The sequence below is a fragment of the Mycobacterium parascrofulaceum ATCC BAA-614 genome (assembly GCF_000164135.1).
In the GTDB taxonomy this organism is placed as follows: Bacteria; Actinomycetota; Actinomycetes; order Mycobacteriales; family Mycobacteriaceae; genus Mycobacterium; species Mycobacterium parascrofulaceum.
Genome location: NZ_GG770563.1, coordinates 48,422 through 65,894 on the forward strand (window position 1 = coordinate 48,422; position 17,473 = coordinate 65,894).

Genomic DNA, 17,473 nt, shown 5'->3' on the forward strand with positions numbered 1-17,473 from the left:
CCGCCAGTTCGGGCCGGTTTAGCGGCCGCCCTGCGGAATCGTCGGCGGCCCGGACGGGCCATACGGCTTATACGGCTCCGGCATCAAATCCCCGTGCCACAAGAAAATCCCCGAGCCCGGCACATACTCACTCCACCCATACGGCGGCAACTCACCCCCACCCGGCGGATAGACCTTCGCCCCCGGGAAAGCCGACTGCGGCACCCACACACCAGAATTCGGGCCCAACTGGACATAAGGATCAGGGTTGCCGTGCTCGTCGTAAACCGTCGCGGGACCATAGCGCCCCGGCGGAAGGACCTGGTAGCCGGGAATCTCGTCAGATCTGACGAAATAGTGCGGAACCTGATCCGGATCTTTCGTCCTGTCGTAAATGTCCACCCACGGCGGCGAATGGGGATAGTTCGGCGGACCCATCCCGCCCACGCCAGCCCCGTAAGGCTCATGATGCTTGTCGCCTGGCTTCCACTTATCCGATGAGTCCAGCGGCGCCGCCGGCGGTGAGTCCTTCGCGCCGTCAGTCAAGGTGTGATAGCCGGCGGCGGTTTGGCGCAATCCCGCCGAGATGGCCTGGTACTGGGTTTTGGTGGTCTGCAGCTGGTCCTGCATCGCCGCCAAATGTTGATCCATCGTCGCCATCAGCAGGTGCGCACCCGCTGGCGTGCGAGCCATCGGCAACAGCGCGGCCGCGCTGGTACGGGCCTGATCGCGAATCAACCCCGACGCCTCCCGGCCCTGGGCCCCGATCTGCGCGCCTTCCTCGGCGCTTTGCGCCAGCTCCCCATCCAGGCCCGCCGCCCCACTGCGAGCCTGCTGATAAGAACCGGCCGCGCGTACCACCCCGGCCCGCAAACCACTGCCACCCTCCGGAGAGCCCGGCACCGCAACATCACCCGAGCTCGGCAGTGCCCCGCCCGCACCCCCGGCCGGAAACAACTCATGCGCACGGCTCAGCAACCGATCAACCCCAGCCACAAACGCCGCAACACTCACCCCACAAAATTAACCCGGCACTACCCAGCCGGGCCACACCCACGCCGGCAAAGCGATCACCCGCGAAGTACCGGACACCGTCCACGGGGTACCATGTACCCATGGCTTTCAACGTGAAAGACGAAGAGGTCATCCGCTTCGCAGACGAGCTCGCCGCGCGCCTCCACCTCCCCAGCCGCATCGACGCCATCCGCTACGCCCTGCGAGCCCAGATCGAAGTCACCCAATCCCGCACCGCAAACCGCTCCGCAGAACTGCTCGACGTCCTCAAAACCGAGATCTGGCCACTACTGGACGACCGATCCCCAATCACCAAAACCGAACGCGAACAAGCCCTCGGATACGACACAGCAACGGGAGTTTGATCCTGATCATCGACTCTTCCGCGATCGTCGCCCTCATCCAGGGCGAGGACCCCTACACCGAACAGATCGCGGCCGCCATCGCCGCCGATCCCAGCCCCGTCATGTCCACGGCCAACGCAGCCGAATGCCTCATCGTTCTCACCAACCGACACGGCGCGACCGCGCGCACCGTCTTCGACCGCCTACGATCCGAAATCAACCTCGGCTTCCAGCCCTTCACCCTCGAACACGCGATCGCCGCCCACCGCGCCTACCTCCACTACGGAAAAGGCCGCCACCCCGCCGCCCTCAACTACGGCGACACCATGGCCTACGCCACCGCCAAACTCGCACACGAACCCCTCATCGCCATCGGCAACGACTTCACCCAAACCGACCTCGAATTCAACGGCGTCATCGGCTACTGGCCAGCGCCCTAACGGTCCCAACTAATTCATCTGCCCCGCGTGTTCGTACAGCTCGCGAGTCGAAACCTCGGCAGTTCGCCTGTGTAACAGCAAGACTCGTTGAGTCTCTATTTGGATCTCGCCAACGACGTCATCGGCGCCGATGTCACCGGCGGAACACCCGCTGCCGCCGCAGCACCCGCCGCTAAACCTCGCCCGAAGTCCATCCCCAGCGATGGCATCGGTGAGCCCTGCAACCCGGCGCACCCAGCCCCGTGGGCGGGGTTGCGAGCTGTTGCGCAGTGAGTGCATTTAAGTGTGCGTTAGTGTCTTCTAATTGGTGTTGTGAATCTGGCGGATTGGGCGGAATCGGTTGGTGTGAACCGGCATACCGCTTATCGGTGGTTTCGGGAGGGGACGTTGCCGGTGCCCGCGGAGCGGGTTGGGCGGCTGATTCTGGTCAAGGCGGCAGCCTCGGTATCGGGTGCGGCGGCGACGGTGGTGGTGTATGCGCGGGTGTCCAGCCATGATCAGCGCTCGGATCTGGACCGTCAGGTGGCGCGGGTGACCGCGTGGGCCACGGAGCGTGATCTTGAGGTGGGCCAGGTGGTGTGCGAGGTCGGTTCCGGGCTGAATGGGAAGCGGCCCAAGCTGCGCCGCATCTTGTCGGACCCCGATGCGAGGGTGATCGTTGTGGAGCATCGGGATCGGCTGGCGCGTTTCGGGGTGGAACACCTGGAAGCGGCGTTGTCGGCGCAGGGCCGCCGGATCGTGGTCGCTGATCCGGGTGAGACCACCGATGATCTGGTGCGCGACATGATCGAGGTCCTGACCAGTATGTGTGCGCGGCTCTACGGCCGTCGTGGTGCGCGGAATCGGGCGATGCGTGCGGTGACGGCCACCAAGCGGGAGCCAGGGGCTGCGTGATGATCGTCGGGATGCGCACCTGTGGTCAGGCGGCGAAGGTGGCCGGGCTGACCGGTGGTGTGCAGTTGCCGGGGAAACCGAAACCCGATGGCAGCCAAACATTGTCACGTTATGTCGATGTGGGCGCGGATTTCGAGTCGCACCGTGCGGTGGTGGAATCGGTGTCTGTCTTGTTCAAGCTCTACGACGGGGACGCCGCCGGTTATGCGGTCAACGGTTCGCTGGGTGCGGAAGTGGCCTCTGGTTGGCTGGTGACCGCGGCGAAGTTCGAGGTGGAATGGCCAGCGGAGCCCGAGCGGGCGGCGTTGGTGCGGTCGCATTTCGGTGCTCGCCGCAAGGCGTTCAACTGGGGTCTGGGTCGGGTGAAGGCCGACCTCGACGCGAAATCGGCTGATCCGGAACATGAGTCGTTGGGCTGGGACCTCGGCGCGCTACGCAAAGCGTGGAATCTCGCTAAGCACGAGGTGGCGCCGTGGTGGGCCACTAACAGCAAGGAGTGTTACTCGGCAGGGTTGGCCGATCTGGCCCAGGCACTGAGCAACTGGAGCGCCAGCAAGAACGGGAGACGCCAGGGTCGGCGGGTGGGTTTCCCGCGGTTCGCCACGGCGCGACGCGATCCCGGCCGGGTCCGGTTCACCACCGGCACCATGCGGGTAGAGGATGACCGCCATAGCATCACGGTCCCGGTCATCAGCGCGCTGCGGTCCAAGGAGAACACCCGCCGCGTGCAACGTCATCTCGCATCGGGGCGCGCCCGCATCCTGAACATGACCCTGTCCCAGCGGTGGGGCCGGTTGTTCGTGTCGGTCGGCTATGCGCTGCGCACCCCGAGCGCGGGAAGAACGCCGACTCAGCCCACGGTGCGCGCCGGGGTGGATCTGGGGGTGCGCACGCTGGCCACCGTCGCCACGATCGACCCCGCCACCGGCGTCGAAACCGTTGTCGAGTATAAGAATCCGGCCCCGCTCAAGGCGACACTTGCCGCCCGCCGCAGGGCTGGTCGTGAACTTTCCCGCCGTATCCCCGGATCGCACGGTCATCGGGCAGCGAAAGCCAAGCTGACCCGATTGGATCGTCGGTGCGTGCATCTGCGGCGGGAAGCAGCCCACCAACTCACCACGCAGTTGGCGGGCACCTACGGCCAGGTCGTGATCGAAGATCTCGATGTGGCCGCGATGAAACGCAGTATGGGCCGGCGGGCGTTTCGCCGGTCTGTTTCTGATGCCGCAATGGGATTGGTCGCGCCGATGCTGGCCTACAAGACCACTCGGCACGGCAGCACCCTGATCGTGGCGGATCGCTGGTTCCCATCAAGCCAGCTCCACCACCGCTGCACCCACCCCAACGGCACCCCATGCCGCCTGGTCGGTAAGGGCCGGATCGACAAGCACCTCATCTGCCCGCAGACAGGTGAAATGGTCGACCGCGATAGAAATGCTGCTTTGAATCTCCGTGACTGGCCGGATTACGCCAGTTGTGGTCCAGTCGGGACCACGGCCCCATCGGTACCCGGGCCAACCGAATCGGTTGGTACAGGCCATGGCGCGGACACCGGATCAACCGGTGCCGGCGGAGCATCCGTAAGACCCCGCCCACGCGGGGCCGGACGCGGAGAGGCCAAAACCCCAACCCCGCAAGGGGACGCCGCATGAGTGCAACTCAAACACACTCAACGGCAACGGTCATACCGCCGGGAAGACGCGCGCGCGCACGCGCCCGAACCCTTCACCCTCGAACACGCGATCGACGCCCACAGCGCCTACCTCCACTACGGGAAGGGACGCCACCCCGCAGCCGTCAACTACGGCGACACCATGGCCTACGCCACTCGGCAACGACTTCACCCAAACTGACCTCGAATTCAACGGCGTTGTCGGCTACTGGCCAACGCCCTAACGGTCCCTCCTAGCACCACTGCCCCCACGGCCACGATGTCCACCAAAGGCGGCGATCACGGCTACGATCTCGGTATTCAATCCTCGATTAGGTCTTTGTAGGCCATCTCCCAGAACTGCCAAATCGGCATCGCTGCCGTGCGTCGATGCGCGTCCAACACGCGGCGCGTCTGCGCGTTGATCTGTTCACACGCTGTCTCGCTCAGCACGATCAGATCCGGATAAGCGGCCTCAATAGCTAACTTCTGGGAGGCGGCATCTTCCGGCGAAATTTGTTGTAGGCGTTCTTCTGTAGCCGCGCTGATTTCTGCGCGACGCTCCACGCACCGCTTCATGATCATCCTCACCCGCTCGCGCCCACGCGCCACCGCCCGGTTCATCCGCTCAGTTTCTTCGTGCTCGCGCTGGTGCTCGGCTATCACCTCGGCAATGTCGTCCAACAAGGCCGCCGTGTGCCTAGTACCGACCAGAACTGCTTCCAGCTCGGTCGGGTCCACTCTCCCGCACGCGACTATGCTGGCAGCAAATTGCTCATCGGACATCGGTGCCGGCTCACGTTGAAGAACCCCTAACCAACCGTTGAGCTTTGCCTGACGCCTCTTCCAATCGGCCACGGCGTCATAGTTATTGCGGATAGCGACATACTCCACCGCCGCTTCGAAAACTAGCAGCGCTTCATCGATCGGCCACTCGCTGCGTTTCTTTAGCCGCTTCAACTGCCGCGGCAAAGGCCGCGGCTCCGTCATCAACATGGTTATGGTGTCCGCTAAATCCGCTGCTGCGGAATAGCTTTCGTTCACCGCAGTGCCGGTTCCTTCAATGGCGCCCGTATACCGGCCACCCATGCTGCATACACTACGTTGAGTAGGTCGCCCCCATAACGGTCCCAGCACAAGAGAGCCTCTATCTGGCGGCACCGGATGAATTCTCGTGTGTAGCTGACCGTCTGGTCAGGGTTTTCTATTCCGTCCAGTCCCGGTCGCTGGCACGCCATCTGAACCAAAGCGTCTTCGTGTTCCTCGCCGAGCAGCGCCCACTCCTGGACTGTGGGCCAGCGCTCAGCGACGAGTGAGTGCGCCACGGACTGCGCAACCGGCGACAACGCCTCACCCGGAATACCAAATGCCAACTGGCGGATCAACTCTCGGCAGTAGTCACGCACCACCGACTCATCGGCCCCCATCAGATCCGCATATAAGGCGGCGTCCACGGTCTGCAGCCGATGGGCCCGCGACGCCAACAATTCCGCCGCCGCATTATCCGCCACGTCAGAGGGTTTCACGCCAGTGGCCACTTCCGGCGCCGGGTGCTCCCTCAAAAACTCAGAGGGCAGCGCCCACGACGTGGCCACCGCACTCACCGTGTCCCCGAACTCCCGGGCCGCCCGCACCGCTTTATCGGCCGGGTTGACCCAGCCGAACCAGCGCGCGTCAAAATCTGCATCGTGGCCACCGGCGATGGGCATCGTCTTGCGCAGGAACACCACTGGCGGGATGTAGGTCGCGCCGTCGTTCGTGGCAACCCAGTACGTCGGCATGCCCGAGGCGTTACGGCCAACGGCCACAGCCCAATCCAATCCAGGATCAGTTACTTTCGCCGCCCCAGCGAGTTCGGCGACAAGGCCCTTGGCCGTTTCCAAATCCGAATATGCGTCATCCTTGCGCACCGTCACCACATCACGCCGACCCGCCACCGGCATCAACCCGGTCCCAGGCCCGGGCGACCCACCTCCGGGCTCAGCCGGTATTGATGGGGCGGCAGGCGTCGAGCCGCCCGCCGACGGAGCGGCCGGCGGCGGGCCCTGCGGAGGAAGAACGGAACCGTACGAAGTCATGCCTCCTGCCGGCATACCCGCCGCCGGTGCCGGTGCAGGGGCGGAAGCGGCCGCCGCCGGCGCAGTAGACACAGGAGCCACCGCTGGCGCAGCCGACGTCGGAGCCGACTCGATCGGCGCCGCCAACGACGTCATCGGCGCCGACGTCACCGGCGGAACACCCCCTGCCGCCGCCGCGCCCGCCGCTAAACCTCGCCCGAAGTCCATCCCCAAGGACGGCATCGGCGAGCCCTGCAGCCCAGGCGCACCCAGCCCCGTGGGCGGGGCCATACCGCCCGGCAGACCGCCAAAACTACCCATCAACCCCTGCAACGGGCCCATAGGAAGCCCACCACCCGATCCCCCGCCAGGCATACTCGGCAAACTCGGCAACCCACTACCCATCAACGACGTCAACGGGTTATGACGCGGTGATCCAAACGGAGCATCCGACGAGGGCGCGTGTACGCGTCCCGATCCGCCTGGTGCAGGAGGTGCTGCACCGTCGTTGGGACCGTCTGATGAGGCATGAACTCGCCCACCCCCGGGCTGTCTCGGGGGACCCAGATCTGGCGTCCCTGGACCGTCAGTCGACGGGTCCTTATTGTCTGTACCATTGCCAGCTTGTTTGAATTTTGGGCCGCCGGGGCCGCCCTCTTTAAAGTGGTTGGTGAACTGAACGGTGTATTGGGTGGCGTAGCCCTGCAACTCAGTCGAATAGGCCTGGATCGTCGTTCGGTGCACACCGAGAATCACCGCTACCTGCGCCAGCGACTGCCCCGAGCCGCTTTTTAGGAAGGCCTCGGCCTCTTGATGCGCCTGCGTGTTCTGCTCGAACATGTGCTTCTTGGTGCTCGCCACATCGTCGGCGCCGCGCCTGATCAAACCGGAGGCAACGCGCGCGATCTCCGCCTGGAAATCCTTGATCGACGCCGCTTCAAAGTGGGCCGCGCGAGCAGCGTCCGCGCTCTCGCCCACCCATGACCCGCCGTCGAAGACGCCGTTCGCCGCCTGGCGGATTGTCGTCGCGCTGTCATCGTGCAGTTTGAAGTCATCAGCAAACTTGTCGGCGCCGGCGTTCATGGCGGTCTCAGAGTCTTCCGGCCACACATACGGTTGGAACAGAAACCGGACGAAGGCTCCCTGCGGCCGCGGATGATCACTGCCGACATGCGGTAGTGACGGCGGCTGAATTTTACCCACTGGCCCCCGGTTGACCGCCTTGAGCAGGCGCGCCGCCTGCTTGTTATTGCGTTCTGACCACCACGCGGGAAACTCGTCCCCGCCCGTACTTGTTAACTCCGCCATCCGAACGGGTTACCTCGGCAGCCCGCACACACCGACAAGCGCATTGATCGCATCGTTCGATATGTCGTTAAGGCGATTCACTTCAGGAGTTGGGGTATTCCCCATCGCCGCCGTCGTGGCCTCGAGCGTGGTCTGAATGTAGTTCCGTGCGGCTGAGGCGACGTCGGCAGGCAATGCCGGAACGAGCGCTGTTTGCACCGCCAATGCACTATTAACTGTGCGCAGCATGACGGGGATATTGACGGTCCCATTTACTCTGAGGCCGCCTTGTCCTTGCTGACCTTGAACCGATGTATCGAAAACTTGACACAAATGAGTTTTCGTCGCCGTCGCGTCGGCCGCGCTGACTTGCGGAGCGGGCGGCGCAGACGTTGATGCTGATGGTGCAGCGGACGGCCCGTCGGTGGAGCGGGCATCGTTGTGCGCTACCGCGAGCGTCACTATCGATCCCGTGGCAGCCGAGATCACGATCGCGAATAGCAGTCCGAGCGCGGCCCAGGGCCAAACCCGACGACGTGTTCTCTTCTGCGGGAATCCTGTTGGGAACGGAACTGCTGTCGGCGGCGGGGTCGCGCCAGGCCTAGGTGTAGGCGCTGGAGGTGGCGGCAGCGTCACCGATGGTGACCCTGTCCTCGACCAAGGTGATGAACTCATGCGCCGCTCCCCTGTCGTTACGTCGTGAGAATGCTTGAGTTGCCCGCTTCAGTGGTTTGAACTGTCGCGATGCTGAACTCTCGACTTGCGGTGTTCGCCGCCGCACGGCCGACTGCTTGGGCTTCACCTATCGCACGTCCCCCAATGGCCGCCCCGATCAAGGACGTCATGTAGCCACCGACGCACAGGCCTGGAAGGTCGCCGCTGGGCTGCTGAGCGGTAGCGGCGTCCGCGGCAGACAAGCCTGCCTCTGTTTCCGCCACATCCATCGTGAACTTGCCTGCTGACATAAACCGCATCTTACCGCCGGTGTCGCGGCTACACATCGCCTAACCAGCACGGATTCGCCCAGCGCCGCATGCTACGACTGCTTGCGCGGTTTGCGGACGCCTTGAGGGACGGGTGAGCTCGAACTATGACGACGATGAACCGCTATGCATAGTCGCCACCAGCTGGTCTGCTGCCGGTCCCACGATCTTGCCGCCATCGTTGGCCATCTGCTCGATATCAGGCCAAGAAGACATCCTCATGTAGTCGAAGTTTGCCCGCTGAACGGTATAAGTCGCGTTGATCGAAAGAGGTTCCAGCACAGCCGGAATGCGGTCGCCTTCCCGCAGTATCGCCGGGGCTTTTGCTACTGCGGGTAGCACCGTGGCCTCCCATGTCGATAGTTGCGTAATAGTCGGGTCGAAAACGGCTCCGTGATCGGGAAAGTGAATGATTTCGTGACCCGACCACGTCTGCAATGTTCCCTGCGCCAATGCGTGCCGCTTTAGTCGTGGCTGTCGGCTCCCTAACGAGAGTTCGTGGCCCTCGTGTGAGGCTTCCACCGTCACCGTCAGCGGTTCGGTCCGTATTCCTTCTTCACGCGCGATGACCCGGACAACCTTGCACGCCGCGAAGCACAACCCGGCGTTCAGCATTCGAATCTGCGGACAACGGGCTGCGAAATAACATGCAGCTAAACCCATGACAGCCCGTTCTCGCTCGCTGAAGTGCACTGATCCTGACCATCTCCCAAGTGCGAATTGCATGGTCCATCCTTGGAAAAACACTTCTAGTTGCTGATCGGAAAGCTCAATCACAGCCTGCACCTCGTTCTCCGCTCGCGCCTGCCGCGAGACCGCACGGTCGCTATCCCAGAGACCTTAGAGCCATGTTGTGACACGTGGTGGGATCGCTGCTCACCAGTGTTCAATGTTGGAGGAGATCGTTGATGAGTTCTTTTGAGCGCGTTGGTATCTCTGTATTTGGGAAGTACCGTTCGACGATCGCCCAGACCTCGGCGCGAGACGTGATATCGAGGTGGCCGAGCAGGAATTGCACGTCATCGCCGTCCCTGACGGCCCGAGCGGCCAGGACTTTCATCGCCAACAGATGCTGCGGTGGTGTCGCGGCGACTTGCAGGTAGGGATGGTCGAAGACGACGCTCCCCTGCCCGGGAGTTCGCGAGACGTAGCTTGCGGCCTGATTGTTCAGCCAGCTAGAGGGCCATCGCTGTTCGGCAGCGACTTCGCGGATCGCAGCGAGCATGGGTCCGTCAGGAGAAAACAGAGCGTCGATATCGCGTGTTGCGGTGCGGGTTTCGTCGTAGGCCAAGATCATCGCGGCGCCGCCGACCACGTGGACATGCCCGACAATACGGCGACGTTCCAGCTTCTGCGCCAAGGAGATGAAGGCGCGCCGCAGCTCGGTCTGATCGAATAGAGGCTCAGGCATTTTGCTCGCTCCATCGTGGGTGAGGTCGTAACGGTCCAGGTAGATCCCGCGGCGACGAAATGAGGCCGGGGTCCACAACATCGCGCGGGTGCGCGCAGACGGCAGAGGGGAAATCCACCACGGGGTGTTCAGGAAGCGCTCAGTTGTGATGCTCCACAGCGGTCCCGGCAGCCCGTAACTGCCGGCGAGGTGTTCGGCGATCGCCGCCAGTAACGCGTCATGGCGCGGGTCGCCGGTCAAAGGCGGGTCGTCGTTGATCAAAGACAGGGCGGCTGGCCCCGATTCGTCGGCGCCGCGGGTGAATTCGAAGAAGATCCGCAGCCGGGTGCGGTCGTCCGCGACGTCCCGGATTCCCTGGGCAGCGTCCGACAGGGTAAGAGCCTGGGTAGGTGCTGCCAGGTCCGTGCGCGCGCCCTGGCGGCGGCGCACTGCGCGAACATCTGCAGCGGGATATCCAGTAATGCGGTGGATGCCGCGGTTGGACAAGATGCTGCGCGCCCGCCCAGGGGTCACGCTCCAGTGCCGCGCTGCTTGGTCGACGGTCCACAGCTCCATATCGCCAACATACGCGCATCACGCACGGAAGTGAGCCAGGTTCTGCGTAGAGCGCATCTACCCCGGGTTAGTGACGACGGAGCAGCGGTTGAAGACGCAGTATTTCAATGAGCTTCATCGGCCGGCGCCGGCTTGTATCGCTCGCCATTCCTCGACCGCAGCTTCCACCGTCCCGTGTACTCGTGCGACCGCTGCGTCCACGGACGCACGCTGTTGGGGATAGGCCGGGTGCGTTTCGAACGGCTCGCCTGCTCCGGCGGTCGTGGTGTAGATCAGCGTTGTTTGCGGGTCCCGGTTCACCTGAAATTGTGCCGAGGGCGGCAGTTGATTCGTTAACTGCGGATCTTGGATGAGCACCGGGACCCGCAGGTGGTCCGACGTTGCGAATCTGCCTTGCCCGATTGTCGGGTCCAAAATAGCCGCCATTTCTGGAATGTGAAGTGCGACATGACCGGTCCAGTACTGTCCGCGGTGTTCTGGTGTGGGTGAACCGATTGTTTCCACGACCGCGCCGTTTTTCCTGACTTCGACTGAAACGGGCACGATGACGGGCTTGAAGCCACCCAGCGCCGATAACGCCTCGCCGATGAAGTAGCAGGCTGGCCAGCATTGCCGCATTCCGGCCCACGAGCGAGCAGGGTTACCGCCGCCCGCCCAGAGCACCAACGCGCCGCCCAAGGCGACTTCCTCAGCAGTGCCGACGAGGCGGGACTGCGCCCATTTCGTAAGCAGCCGGTCCCAATAGGTGCTGCCAAAAGCGTTCACTGGTCGGCGAGTCGACGACTTCTTTTTGCGCCCTTTAGATTTCGGCATCACCACCCCTTAATCAACTGACCAGAAGCGCCAAGCGCGGATCGCCGACCCAGCCATCGCCCAAGACGCCGTAGGCGCTCCACAGGCTCAGCGCCGGGGCCGCCGCGCCGCTGAACCGCACCGGGTAAGTCGAGTCAAAGCCCAACGTCAACGTCCACTGCTGCAAATCCGGGTAGAACTCCGTGCACGCTCCGAACCAGAAACTGACCATGCCGTGCGCCGCGGTGGTGCAGATCAGGCGGTCGGTCGTCACAATGACCGGGCAGGTTTGGTGAAACCGCCACTGAGCCGCGGCGCGCTGGGCCGCGGCCACCTTACGCCGATGATTCACCACCCCTTGAACAGCCAACGCGCCGAACATGACCGCTGGGCGGCCCGCGACCATCAGCGGCAGCGGTGAGTATCGGCCGTCGCCGCCACAAAAGCGGCTGTAGTCGATCTCGGCGCTCAGCAACGCCTGTTCTCCCGGTTCCAGAACCGGCCCGTACACCTGGACCGGAGTTGGCGCGCGCCCGGCCCGCAGCGCTGCCGCGCAACCGCGGCTGTAGTGCCACCACTGCTCGGCAGCGGTGCGCGGCTGCCATGCCGTCTGGGGTTGGCGCGCATGGTTGGACCCGCCAGCAGGGCTGTCGTGGGCGCGCGCCGGCGTCGACGTGGCCCGGCTCACCGGAAGGTTATGCCGCTGCGGTGGCGGCATTCCTGGCATCGGGATATCGAACATGGCCGCAGGATAGCTTTCGCATATGACACCGGCCCCGAATCAGCGGACACCCCGGTTGTCACGAATCGAATGTGTCCGTGTCTGCGGCGCGGCCGCCAGGATGGCTGTTCTACCCTTGTTGGTGGTCGTACACACAGGCCGGATGCCTGTCTGTGCGGGCCTCCCCCGGAGGCCCCGGTCGCATCTCCCGTAAAGATCAGACCGGGGCTCTCTGAGGTCAAAGGTGGCGGTCGACGTCCATGCGTTGGTGCAGGACACGCACGACATCGAGGAAGCCTTGGGTTGTCACCCGATAAAACAGCATGTGCGACCCGGCTGCCAGCTTGCGATAGCCCGGGCGGATCTCGTCGCAGGCCCGCCCGATCCGGGGGTTCGCCGCTGCGCGCTCGATAGCGCGTTGAAGTTCTCGCAGGTACTGCTCAGCCTGATCCAGGCCCCAGTGCTCGTGCGTGTAGTCCCAGATCTGTTCCAAATCTGCTTGCGCAGCGGGTGAAAGGACGTATGCGCTCACCGGCCTTGCGGCTTTTCGGCGCGTTTGCCGTCGAGGAAGGCGTCGAAGTCAAACGGTGTTGAAGTGCCGCTGCGCTCACCGGCCACTAGCGCCTCGCGCAGTGCCCGAAGCTGAATTTCACGGTCCTCGAGTAACCGCAACGCGGAGCGCACGACATCACTGGCCGACCGGTAACGTCCCGCAGCCACCTCAGCCTCAATGAAGGCGCTGTAATGCTCATCGAGACTGAAGGACGTGTTTTTACCCACCCGCCGATCATACCAATAATTGGTATTCGACTGGACGGGTTGTGCCTGATAGTCGCGGATGACCGGCATGCTGGTGGCCGCCCAGATGATCAGCGCGGCGGCGGCTTACGGCCGGAACTCTCGGAGCTGAGCCAAAATTCGGATCGCTTCGTCGCGCTCATCCTCCCGTAGCCATGCCAACATCCAGATCAACGCCTCTTCAGTTTCACGAGACGCGGCGCTGAACTCTTCGTCCATCCGGGCGCGGGCGGCTTCGGGCATGGTGTCGCGGTGCTCGAGGAACGCCTGACGCATCTTGATCAGGCGCTGAGCAAGGGCCAAGCGGTCCCCGGCGGCCGTAGCGGTATCCCTGTCCGCGGGGGCGGCCGGCGCGCCCGTCTCCTGGATGCGAGGGGCGCCGCCTTTCAGGATTGCCTCGACGCTGCCGGGCAGCCACGCAAGGCCTCGCTCTAATGCACGCTGTGTGCTGGCGTGTGGTTGGGATAACCGGTTGTTTTCCACCCCGCGAACGGTTGACTCCGACAGCCCTCCCCGCTCGGCGACCTCAGATTGGGTCAGCTTCAGCTGCTTGCGGCGAAGCCGCACCGCAACGCCGAGCCGATCTGAGGTCATAACTCGCTATCTTGCCCGACGAACCGTCAAATCCACCTGTCTTAGCCGTCAAGACCGTCAAATTTGTGGCTGATTATCTGACGGGCCCTTCCGGGCGGACCTCGACCACTGAAACAGCGCATGACATGCGGCAACAGTGCGCACGGCGTCCGCCTGCCATCTCTGCGTCGATGCGCCGACACCCCCGGTTCTGACGGTTACAACCGTCAGAACCGTCAAAAGCGTCAGAAATTCTGTTAGATTACGGGTAATTCACGGGCGATCGAGCCGCTGAAGAACCGACGACCTACAGAAAGGACGCCTCCCATGACCACCGCCCTAACCCCTTCGGTCGATAACCCCCCCGCTGGCGCCAGACCCTTCGCGTCCTTCCAGATGCGCGCCGACGTGCGTCTCTTCCAGACCACCCAGCATTTGGCCTGCCAAGAAGACCCCGAGTTGTTCTTCAACCCCCGCACCAAGCACCGCGCCATCAAGCGGTGCAACGACTGCCCTTTTCGGGGCCGCTGCGGCTACAACGCCGTGGCCACCGGCGCCACCCATGGAATCTGGGGCGGAGTGATCCTGCCCGGCGCCCAGCCCAAGGCCCTCAAACCCGTCTACGCCCGGCTGGCCGCCCAGTTTGAACAGCGCCGGCGCACCGAGCTCGGCGATATTCGAGTCGCGCCGCTACCAGAGCTCATTGACGACGAGGAAACCGACGCCGACGACGATCCCCTGGTCTTTCAGGTCGGCGCCGCCTAGATGTGCCGTCACGTGAAATCGGTTGCGCCGTGGTGTCGAACGAATCAGGAGGGGTGTGGAAAGCATGTTGACTGAGGCATTCAAAGGCGGTGACTGGCAGCCGCATACGGCCCACGCGGCTGGCCTGACGCACACATGGATAGAAGGGTGGTACGCAGGCGGGGTCGAGGCGATCGTTGCCGAGGTTCGCGGTGAGGCGTGGGACTGTCTCATGATCGAGAGCACGTCCAACGGTCCGATCACGCAGACCGCGCGCGCTAAGGTCTTCGGCCTCGGGGCAGCTGTTGTTGGACCACGCGATTCGCGTGCGATACACGCGGTCCTCGCCACCGTGGAGCAACGACTGCAGCGCGGTATCGGCCTGCCGTGCTCTGATTTCCGACCGCTGCTCGTGCTGGTCGGCGACGGCGACCACATCCAGAACAGTGTCCTCCAAAAGGCCGCGTTCCTTGGACGTGCGGCGAACGTGCACCTTGGGATTCATCACATCGCCCGGGCGCGAACCCCAAGACACTTCGACGACAACATCGGCGGTTGGTACCACGGCTCGGGTCAACGTTGCGCAGCCAATCTGGTGGACACAGCACTCCTAGACCACGGAGGTTCCCATGAGCTCAGCGGTTGCAGAGCATCCCGTCATCGCTAGCGTCGACGACAACGGCACGGAACGCATCACGGTCTTCGATGACGATACGTCGGTGATCTGCGGGGCATTTCGGCCCGCCGGCCACCTTTACTGGCGGCTGTATCTGGCCGCGACGGTCGCCAGCGCCGGCTGTCCGGCCCCCCAGATCCCACCCCCGCATGTACTGGCTGCGCGCCGCGAGGACGCGTGTCGGTGGGTTGAACTCATCGCCCACCTCTACACGCATCCTGCGGCCGTGGGCAGCTAAGCCCGAGGCCGGTGACCGGACCCTTATCCCCAACATACACAAGGACTTTCATGATGACCATCCACGAAGTGTTCACCTCGGCGATTGACGAGGCGAGCCTGCTTGACCACCTCAGCCGCGAACCGCGCCGGCCAGCCGGCCCTGCGGTGCCAGCATCGGCCGCCAACAACGTCACGCACCACCGCCACGGCGCGCGCACTGGCGCTTTCACCGGCCTGATTCCGAGCTGTCTACGACCACGAGTCCAAGCTGGCGAACACCATTCACCCACCCAGGGCCGTCCCGCACCTAAATAGGGGCGACTCCCATTCTCCCAGCCTGTGATTCACACATGTGCACAAACATCACGGATCACCCGACGCAGAAAGGACACCAAATGACCACGGCCACACAGGATTTGGTACCACAAACTCCCGCATCGCCGGCCGCCGGCGATCACCCCGAACCGCAGCACGCTGGGCCGCAGCATCGCACACCGACTCGCTGGGCTGACATGCTGGACGAACTGACCGCGTTCATCGCCGAGCATGGCCACGCCCGCATACCCGAGGACTACCGAACTGAAAACGGTCGCTTCCCGGGCCGCTGGCTTAATGAGCAGCGAAAAGCCCACCGCACCAACCTACTTGATGATGAGCGGGCAGCGCAGCTTGCCGCGTTGCTCGGCCCGCGCTGGGCTACACCCCACCAGGCCTATTGGGATGCCATGTTCGCCGCGCTGACCCAGTTCGTCGCTCAGCACGGGCATGCGCGCGTCCCGCAAAACCATGTCTCTCGAGACGGCACCCCGCTCGGAACATGGGTGGGCAACCAACGTTCCCGCCACCAACAAAACACCCTTGACCCCGCACGCGCGGCACGTCTAGAAACGTTGCCCGGCTGGGTATGGCGCGACAGCCGCGCAGACCGCTGGGAACGCGGCTTTGCCGCGCTGACCCAGTTCGTCGCCCAACATGGCCACGCCCGCGTCCCGGGCTCCCACATCACCGATGACGGTCACCGCCTCGGCGCATGGGTAACAGACCAGCGGCGAGACCAGCGCAAAAACCGCCTCGACCCCGCACGCGCGGCACGTCTAGAAACGTTGCCGGGCTGGGCCTGGAACGGGAACGCGGGCCACGAGCAGTGGCTCGAGCAGCGCTGGGAACACGGCTTCACCGCGCTCACCCAGTACGTTGCCGAACACGGCCACGCCAACGTGGCTCGACTTCACATCACCACCGACAACTTTCGCCTCGGCGACTGGGTGGATAACCAACGCGCTTCCCATCAGGACAACCGGCTCAACCCCGCTCGCGCCGCGCGGCTAGCAGCATTGCCGGGCTGGGTATGGCGAGAAAGCCGCGAGGACCTGTGGGAACGGCTCTACGCCACGTTAGGGGCGTATGTGGCCGAGCACGGTCACGCCCGCTTCCCCAACGACTACATCACCAGCGACGGGATCAAACTTGGCCAGTGGGCGCGTGACCAGCGCCGCAAGTACCGCCAAGGCCGCGTCAATGCCGAGCGTGTCGCACGGCTAGAAGCCACGCCCGGCTGGACCTGGAGCGACAGGCTCGACGAGCAGTGGGAACGCGGCTTCACCGCCCTCACCCAGTTCGTCGACGAGCACGGCCACGCCAACGTTGAGTCACGGCATACCTGCAGCGACAGCTTCCACCTCGGTGACTGGGTGTCCGCCCAACGCCGCAAGCACCACCGCGGCGAGCTCGACGACGGCCGCGCCGCACGACTGGAAGCCTTACCAGGCTGGGTATGGCGCCGGCGCGACCGCACCCCAGGCGTTTACTGCGGCTGGGACGGCAGGTTCCGCGCATTGACCCAGTTCGTCGACGAGCACGGCCACGCTCGCGTCCCGTCAGCACACATCACCGGTGACGGCATTCGCCTAGGCCAATGGGTCAACGCACAGCGCCACACCCATCGGCAAGGCGCGCTGGACGCCGACCGTGCGGCACGGCTGGAAGCCTTGCCGGGTTGGGTATGGGGCGCCAGCGGCGAGCAGCGCTGGGAACGTGGCTTCACCGCCTTGACCCAGTTCGTCGACGAGCACGGCCACGCCCGTGTCCCGCACGGCCACATCAGCGCCGACAGGTTCCGGCTGGGTCAATGGGTCAACACGCAGCGCTACACCTACCGGCAAGGCGCGCTGGACCCGCGCCGAACCGCACGCCTGCAAGCGCTGCCCGGTTGGGTCTGGAACAGCGACGCCCCCGGCCGACAGGTCAATGCGGCGTGAGCGTGCGTTCGACGGCGCGGACCCCCGCACCCGAATTCTCGCTGATTCATTGCTAATCGGGAATTCCCGATACTCCC

General features: G+C 64.2%; 22 protein-coding genes. 10 read left to right on the top strand and 12 right to left on the bottom strand.

Features of this window, described 5'->3' with window-relative positions; all coding sequences use genetic code 11:
• Positions 1 to 18: 18 nt before the first annotated feature.
• Positions 19 to 993 (bottom strand): hypothetical protein, encoded by a 975-nt coding sequence (locus HMPREF0591_RS28760; protein ID WP_023363505.1) that lies wholly within the window; start codon positions 991 to 993, stop codon positions 19 to 21.
• A 101-nt stretch (positions 994 to 1,094) separates the two neighbouring features.
• Here HMPREF0591_RS28760 and HMPREF0591_RS28765 point away from each other — a divergent pair, with 101 nt between their 5' ends.
• The 5 genes from HMPREF0591_RS28765 (at position 1,095) to HMPREF0591_RS34760 (ending at position 4,524) form a co-directional block, all read left to right on the top strand.
• Positions 1,095 to 1,358, top strand: coding sequence for a type II toxin-antitoxin system VapB family antitoxin (locus tag HMPREF0591_RS28765; RefSeq protein ID WP_007172349.1), 264 nt, complete (start codon positions 1,095 to 1,097; stop codon positions 1,356 to 1,358).
• Positions 1,359 to 1,360: 2 nt separating this feature from the next.
• Positions 1,361 to 1,777: a type II toxin-antitoxin system VapC family toxin gene (locus tag HMPREF0591_RS28770; RefSeq protein WP_040624374.1), complete on the top strand. Its 417-nt coding sequence runs from the start codon at positions 1,361 to 1,363 to the stop codon at positions 1,775 to 1,777.
• A 312-nt stretch (positions 1,778 to 2,089) separates the two neighbouring features.
• The gene (locus tag HMPREF0591_RS28775; RefSeq protein ID WP_007172352.1) at positions 2,090 to 2,671 is read left to right on the top strand and encodes an IS607 family transposase; all 582 of its coding nucleotides are present in this window, start codon (positions 2,090 to 2,092) and stop codon (positions 2,669 to 2,671) included.
• The gene (gene tnpB, locus HMPREF0591_RS28780; RefSeq protein ID WP_040624340.1) at positions 2,671 to 4,323 is read left to right on the top strand and encodes an IS607 family element RNA-guided endonuclease TnpB; all 1,653 of its coding nucleotides are present in this window, start codon (positions 2,671 to 2,673) and stop codon (positions 4,321 to 4,323) included. Before HMPREF0591_RS28775 ends, tnpB begins: the two co-directional genes overlap by 1 nt.
• Positions 4,324 to 4,524: a type II toxin-antitoxin system VapC family toxin gene (locus HMPREF0591_RS34760; protein ID WP_023363509.1), complete on the top strand. Its 201-nt coding sequence runs from the start codon at positions 4,324 to 4,326 to the stop codon at positions 4,522 to 4,524. It abuts the gene before it with no gap.
• Positions 4,525 to 4,643: 119 nt separating this feature from the next.
• Here the strand turns inward: HMPREF0591_RS34760 and HMPREF0591_RS28790 are convergent, their stop codons facing one another.
• From HMPREF0591_RS28790 to HMPREF0591_RS30555, 11 genes are all read right to left on the bottom strand, one after another.
• The gene (locus HMPREF0591_RS28790) at positions 4,644 to 5,366 is read right to left on the bottom strand and encodes a hypothetical protein (RefSeq protein ID WP_023363510.1); all 723 of its coding nucleotides are present in this window, start codon (positions 5,364 to 5,366) and stop codon (positions 4,644 to 4,646) included.
• Complete coding sequence (locus HMPREF0591_RS34225; protein ID WP_007172355.1) at positions 5,363 to 7,687, bottom strand: hypothetical protein; 2,325 nt, start codon at positions 7,685 to 7,687, stop codon at positions 5,363 to 5,365. The genes HMPREF0591_RS28790 and HMPREF0591_RS34225 overlap by 4 nt, the downstream gene beginning before the upstream one ends.
• Positions 7,688 to 7,696: 9 nt before the next feature.
• Positions 7,697 to 8,128, bottom strand: coding sequence for a hypothetical protein (locus HMPREF0591_RS32730; protein WP_139315439.1), 432 nt, complete (start codon positions 8,126 to 8,128; stop codon positions 7,697 to 7,699).
• A gap of 230 nt (positions 8,129 to 8,358) precedes the next feature.
• On the bottom strand, positions 8,359 to 8,631 hold the full coding sequence (locus tag HMPREF0591_RS32735) for a hypothetical protein (protein WP_139315440.1): 273 nt from the start codon (positions 8,629 to 8,631) through the stop codon (positions 8,359 to 8,361).
• A 123-nt stretch (positions 8,632 to 8,754) separates the two neighbouring features.
• Complete coding sequence (locus HMPREF0591_RS32740) at positions 8,755 to 9,426, bottom strand: hypothetical protein (RefSeq protein WP_139315441.1); 672 nt, start codon at positions 9,424 to 9,426, stop codon at positions 8,755 to 8,757.
• A gap of 109 nt (positions 9,427 to 9,535) precedes the next feature.
• Positions 9,536 to 10,615: a DUF6036 family nucleotidyltransferase gene (locus tag HMPREF0591_RS28800; RefSeq protein ID WP_007172361.1), complete on the bottom strand. Its 1,080-nt coding sequence runs from the start codon at positions 10,613 to 10,615 to the stop codon at positions 9,536 to 9,538.
• Positions 10,616 to 10,729: 114 nt separating this feature from the next.
• On the bottom strand, positions 10,730 to 11,428 hold the full coding sequence (locus tag HMPREF0591_RS32745) for a hypothetical protein (protein ID WP_139315442.1): 699 nt from the start codon (positions 11,426 to 11,428) through the stop codon (positions 10,730 to 10,732).
• 13 nt (positions 11,429 to 11,441) lie between these two features.
• A complete protein-coding gene (locus tag HMPREF0591_RS28805) occupies positions 11,442 to 11,882 on the bottom strand; it encodes a hypothetical protein (RefSeq protein WP_157137591.1) in 441 nt (146 codons plus the stop codon).
• A 484-nt stretch (positions 11,883 to 12,366) separates the two neighbouring features.
• On the bottom strand, positions 12,367 to 12,660 hold the full coding sequence (locus HMPREF0591_RS28810) for a type II toxin-antitoxin system RelE/ParE family toxin (protein ID WP_007172365.1): 294 nt from the start codon (positions 12,658 to 12,660) through the stop codon (positions 12,367 to 12,369).
• Entirely contained in the window at positions 12,657 to 12,908 is a 252-nt protein-coding gene (locus tag HMPREF0591_RS28815; RefSeq protein WP_040624378.1) for a type II toxin-antitoxin system ParD family antitoxin, read from the bottom strand. Before HMPREF0591_RS28815 ends, HMPREF0591_RS28810 begins: the two co-directional genes overlap by 4 nt.
• A 105-nt stretch (positions 12,909 to 13,013) precedes the next feature.
• Positions 13,014 to 13,520, bottom strand: coding sequence for a helix-turn-helix domain-containing protein (locus HMPREF0591_RS30555; protein ID WP_007172367.1), 507 nt, complete (start codon positions 13,518 to 13,520; stop codon positions 13,014 to 13,016).
• A 306-nt stretch (positions 13,521 to 13,826) separates the two neighbouring features.
• Here HMPREF0591_RS30555 and HMPREF0591_RS28825 point away from each other — a divergent pair, with 306 nt between their 5' ends.
• From HMPREF0591_RS28825 to HMPREF0591_RS31680, 5 genes are all read left to right on the top strand, one after another.
• On the top strand, positions 13,827 to 14,264 hold the full coding sequence (locus HMPREF0591_RS28825; protein WP_007172368.1) for a WhiB family transcriptional regulator: 438 nt from the start codon (positions 13,827 to 13,829) through the stop codon (positions 14,262 to 14,264).
• A 55-nt stretch (positions 14,265 to 14,319) separates the two neighbouring features.
• Entirely contained in the window at positions 14,320 to 14,910 is a 591-nt protein-coding gene (locus HMPREF0591_RS28830; protein WP_023363514.1) for a hypothetical protein, read from the top strand.
• Entirely contained in the window at positions 14,873 to 15,157 is a 285-nt protein-coding gene (locus HMPREF0591_RS32750) for a hypothetical protein (protein ID WP_007172369.1), read from the top strand. Before HMPREF0591_RS28830 ends, HMPREF0591_RS32750 begins: the two co-directional genes overlap by 38 nt.
• A 53-nt stretch (positions 15,158 to 15,210) precedes the next feature.
• Complete coding sequence (locus HMPREF0591_RS32755; protein WP_142383102.1) at positions 15,211 to 15,453, top strand: hypothetical protein; 243 nt, start codon at positions 15,211 to 15,213, stop codon at positions 15,451 to 15,453.
• A gap of 80 nt (positions 15,454 to 15,533) precedes the next feature.
• Positions 15,534 to 17,396: a helicase associated domain-containing protein gene (locus HMPREF0591_RS31680; RefSeq protein WP_023363516.1), complete on the top strand. Its 1,863-nt coding sequence runs from the start codon at positions 15,534 to 15,536 to the stop codon at positions 17,394 to 17,396.
• Positions 17,397 to 17,473: the final 77 nt, after the last annotated feature.

Excerpts from the sequence above, each read along its gene's own strand:
- HMPREF0591_RS28825 (WP_007172368.1), top strand. The coding sequence starts at position 13,827 with ATGACCACCGCCCTAACCCCTTCGGTCGATAACCCCCCCGCTGGCGCC.
- HMPREF0591_RS32750 (WP_007172369.1), top strand. The coding sequence starts at position 14,873 with ATGAGCTCAGCGGTTGCAGAGCATCCCGTCATCGCTAGCGTCGACGAC.
- HMPREF0591_RS31680 (WP_023363516.1), top strand. The coding sequence starts at position 15,534 with ATGACCACGGCCACACAGGATTTGGTACCACAAACTCCCGCATCGCCG.
- tnpB (WP_040624340.1), top strand. The coding sequence starts at position 2,671 with ATGATCGTCGGGATGCGCACCTGTGGTCAGGCGGCGAAGGTGGCCGGG.
- HMPREF0591_RS32745 (WP_139315442.1), bottom strand. The coding sequence starts at position 11,428 with ATGCCGAAATCTAAAGGGCGCAAAAAGAAGTCGTCGACTCGCCGACCA.
- HMPREF0591_RS32755 (WP_142383102.1), top strand. The coding sequence starts at position 15,211 with ATGACCATCCACGAAGTGTTCACCTCGGCGATTGACGAGGCGAGCCTG.
- HMPREF0591_RS32735 (WP_139315440.1), bottom strand. The coding sequence starts at position 8,631 with ATGTCAGCAGGCAAGTTCACGATGGATGTGGCGGAAACAGAGGCAGGC.
- HMPREF0591_RS28800 (WP_007172361.1), bottom strand. The coding sequence starts at position 10,615 with ATGGAGCTGTGGACCGTCGACCAAGCAGCGCGGCACTGGAGCGTGACC.
- HMPREF0591_RS34225 (WP_007172355.1), bottom strand. The coding sequence starts at position 7,687 with ATGGCGGAGTTAACAAGTACGGGCGGGGACGAGTTTCCCGCGTGGTGG.
- HMPREF0591_RS30555 (WP_007172367.1), bottom strand. The coding sequence starts at position 13,520 with ATGACCTCAGATCGGCTCGGCGTTGCGGTGCGGCTTCGCCGCAAGCAG.
- HMPREF0591_RS28765 (WP_007172349.1), top strand. The coding sequence starts at position 1,095 with ATGGCTTTCAACGTGAAAGACGAAGAGGTCATCCGCTTCGCAGACGAG.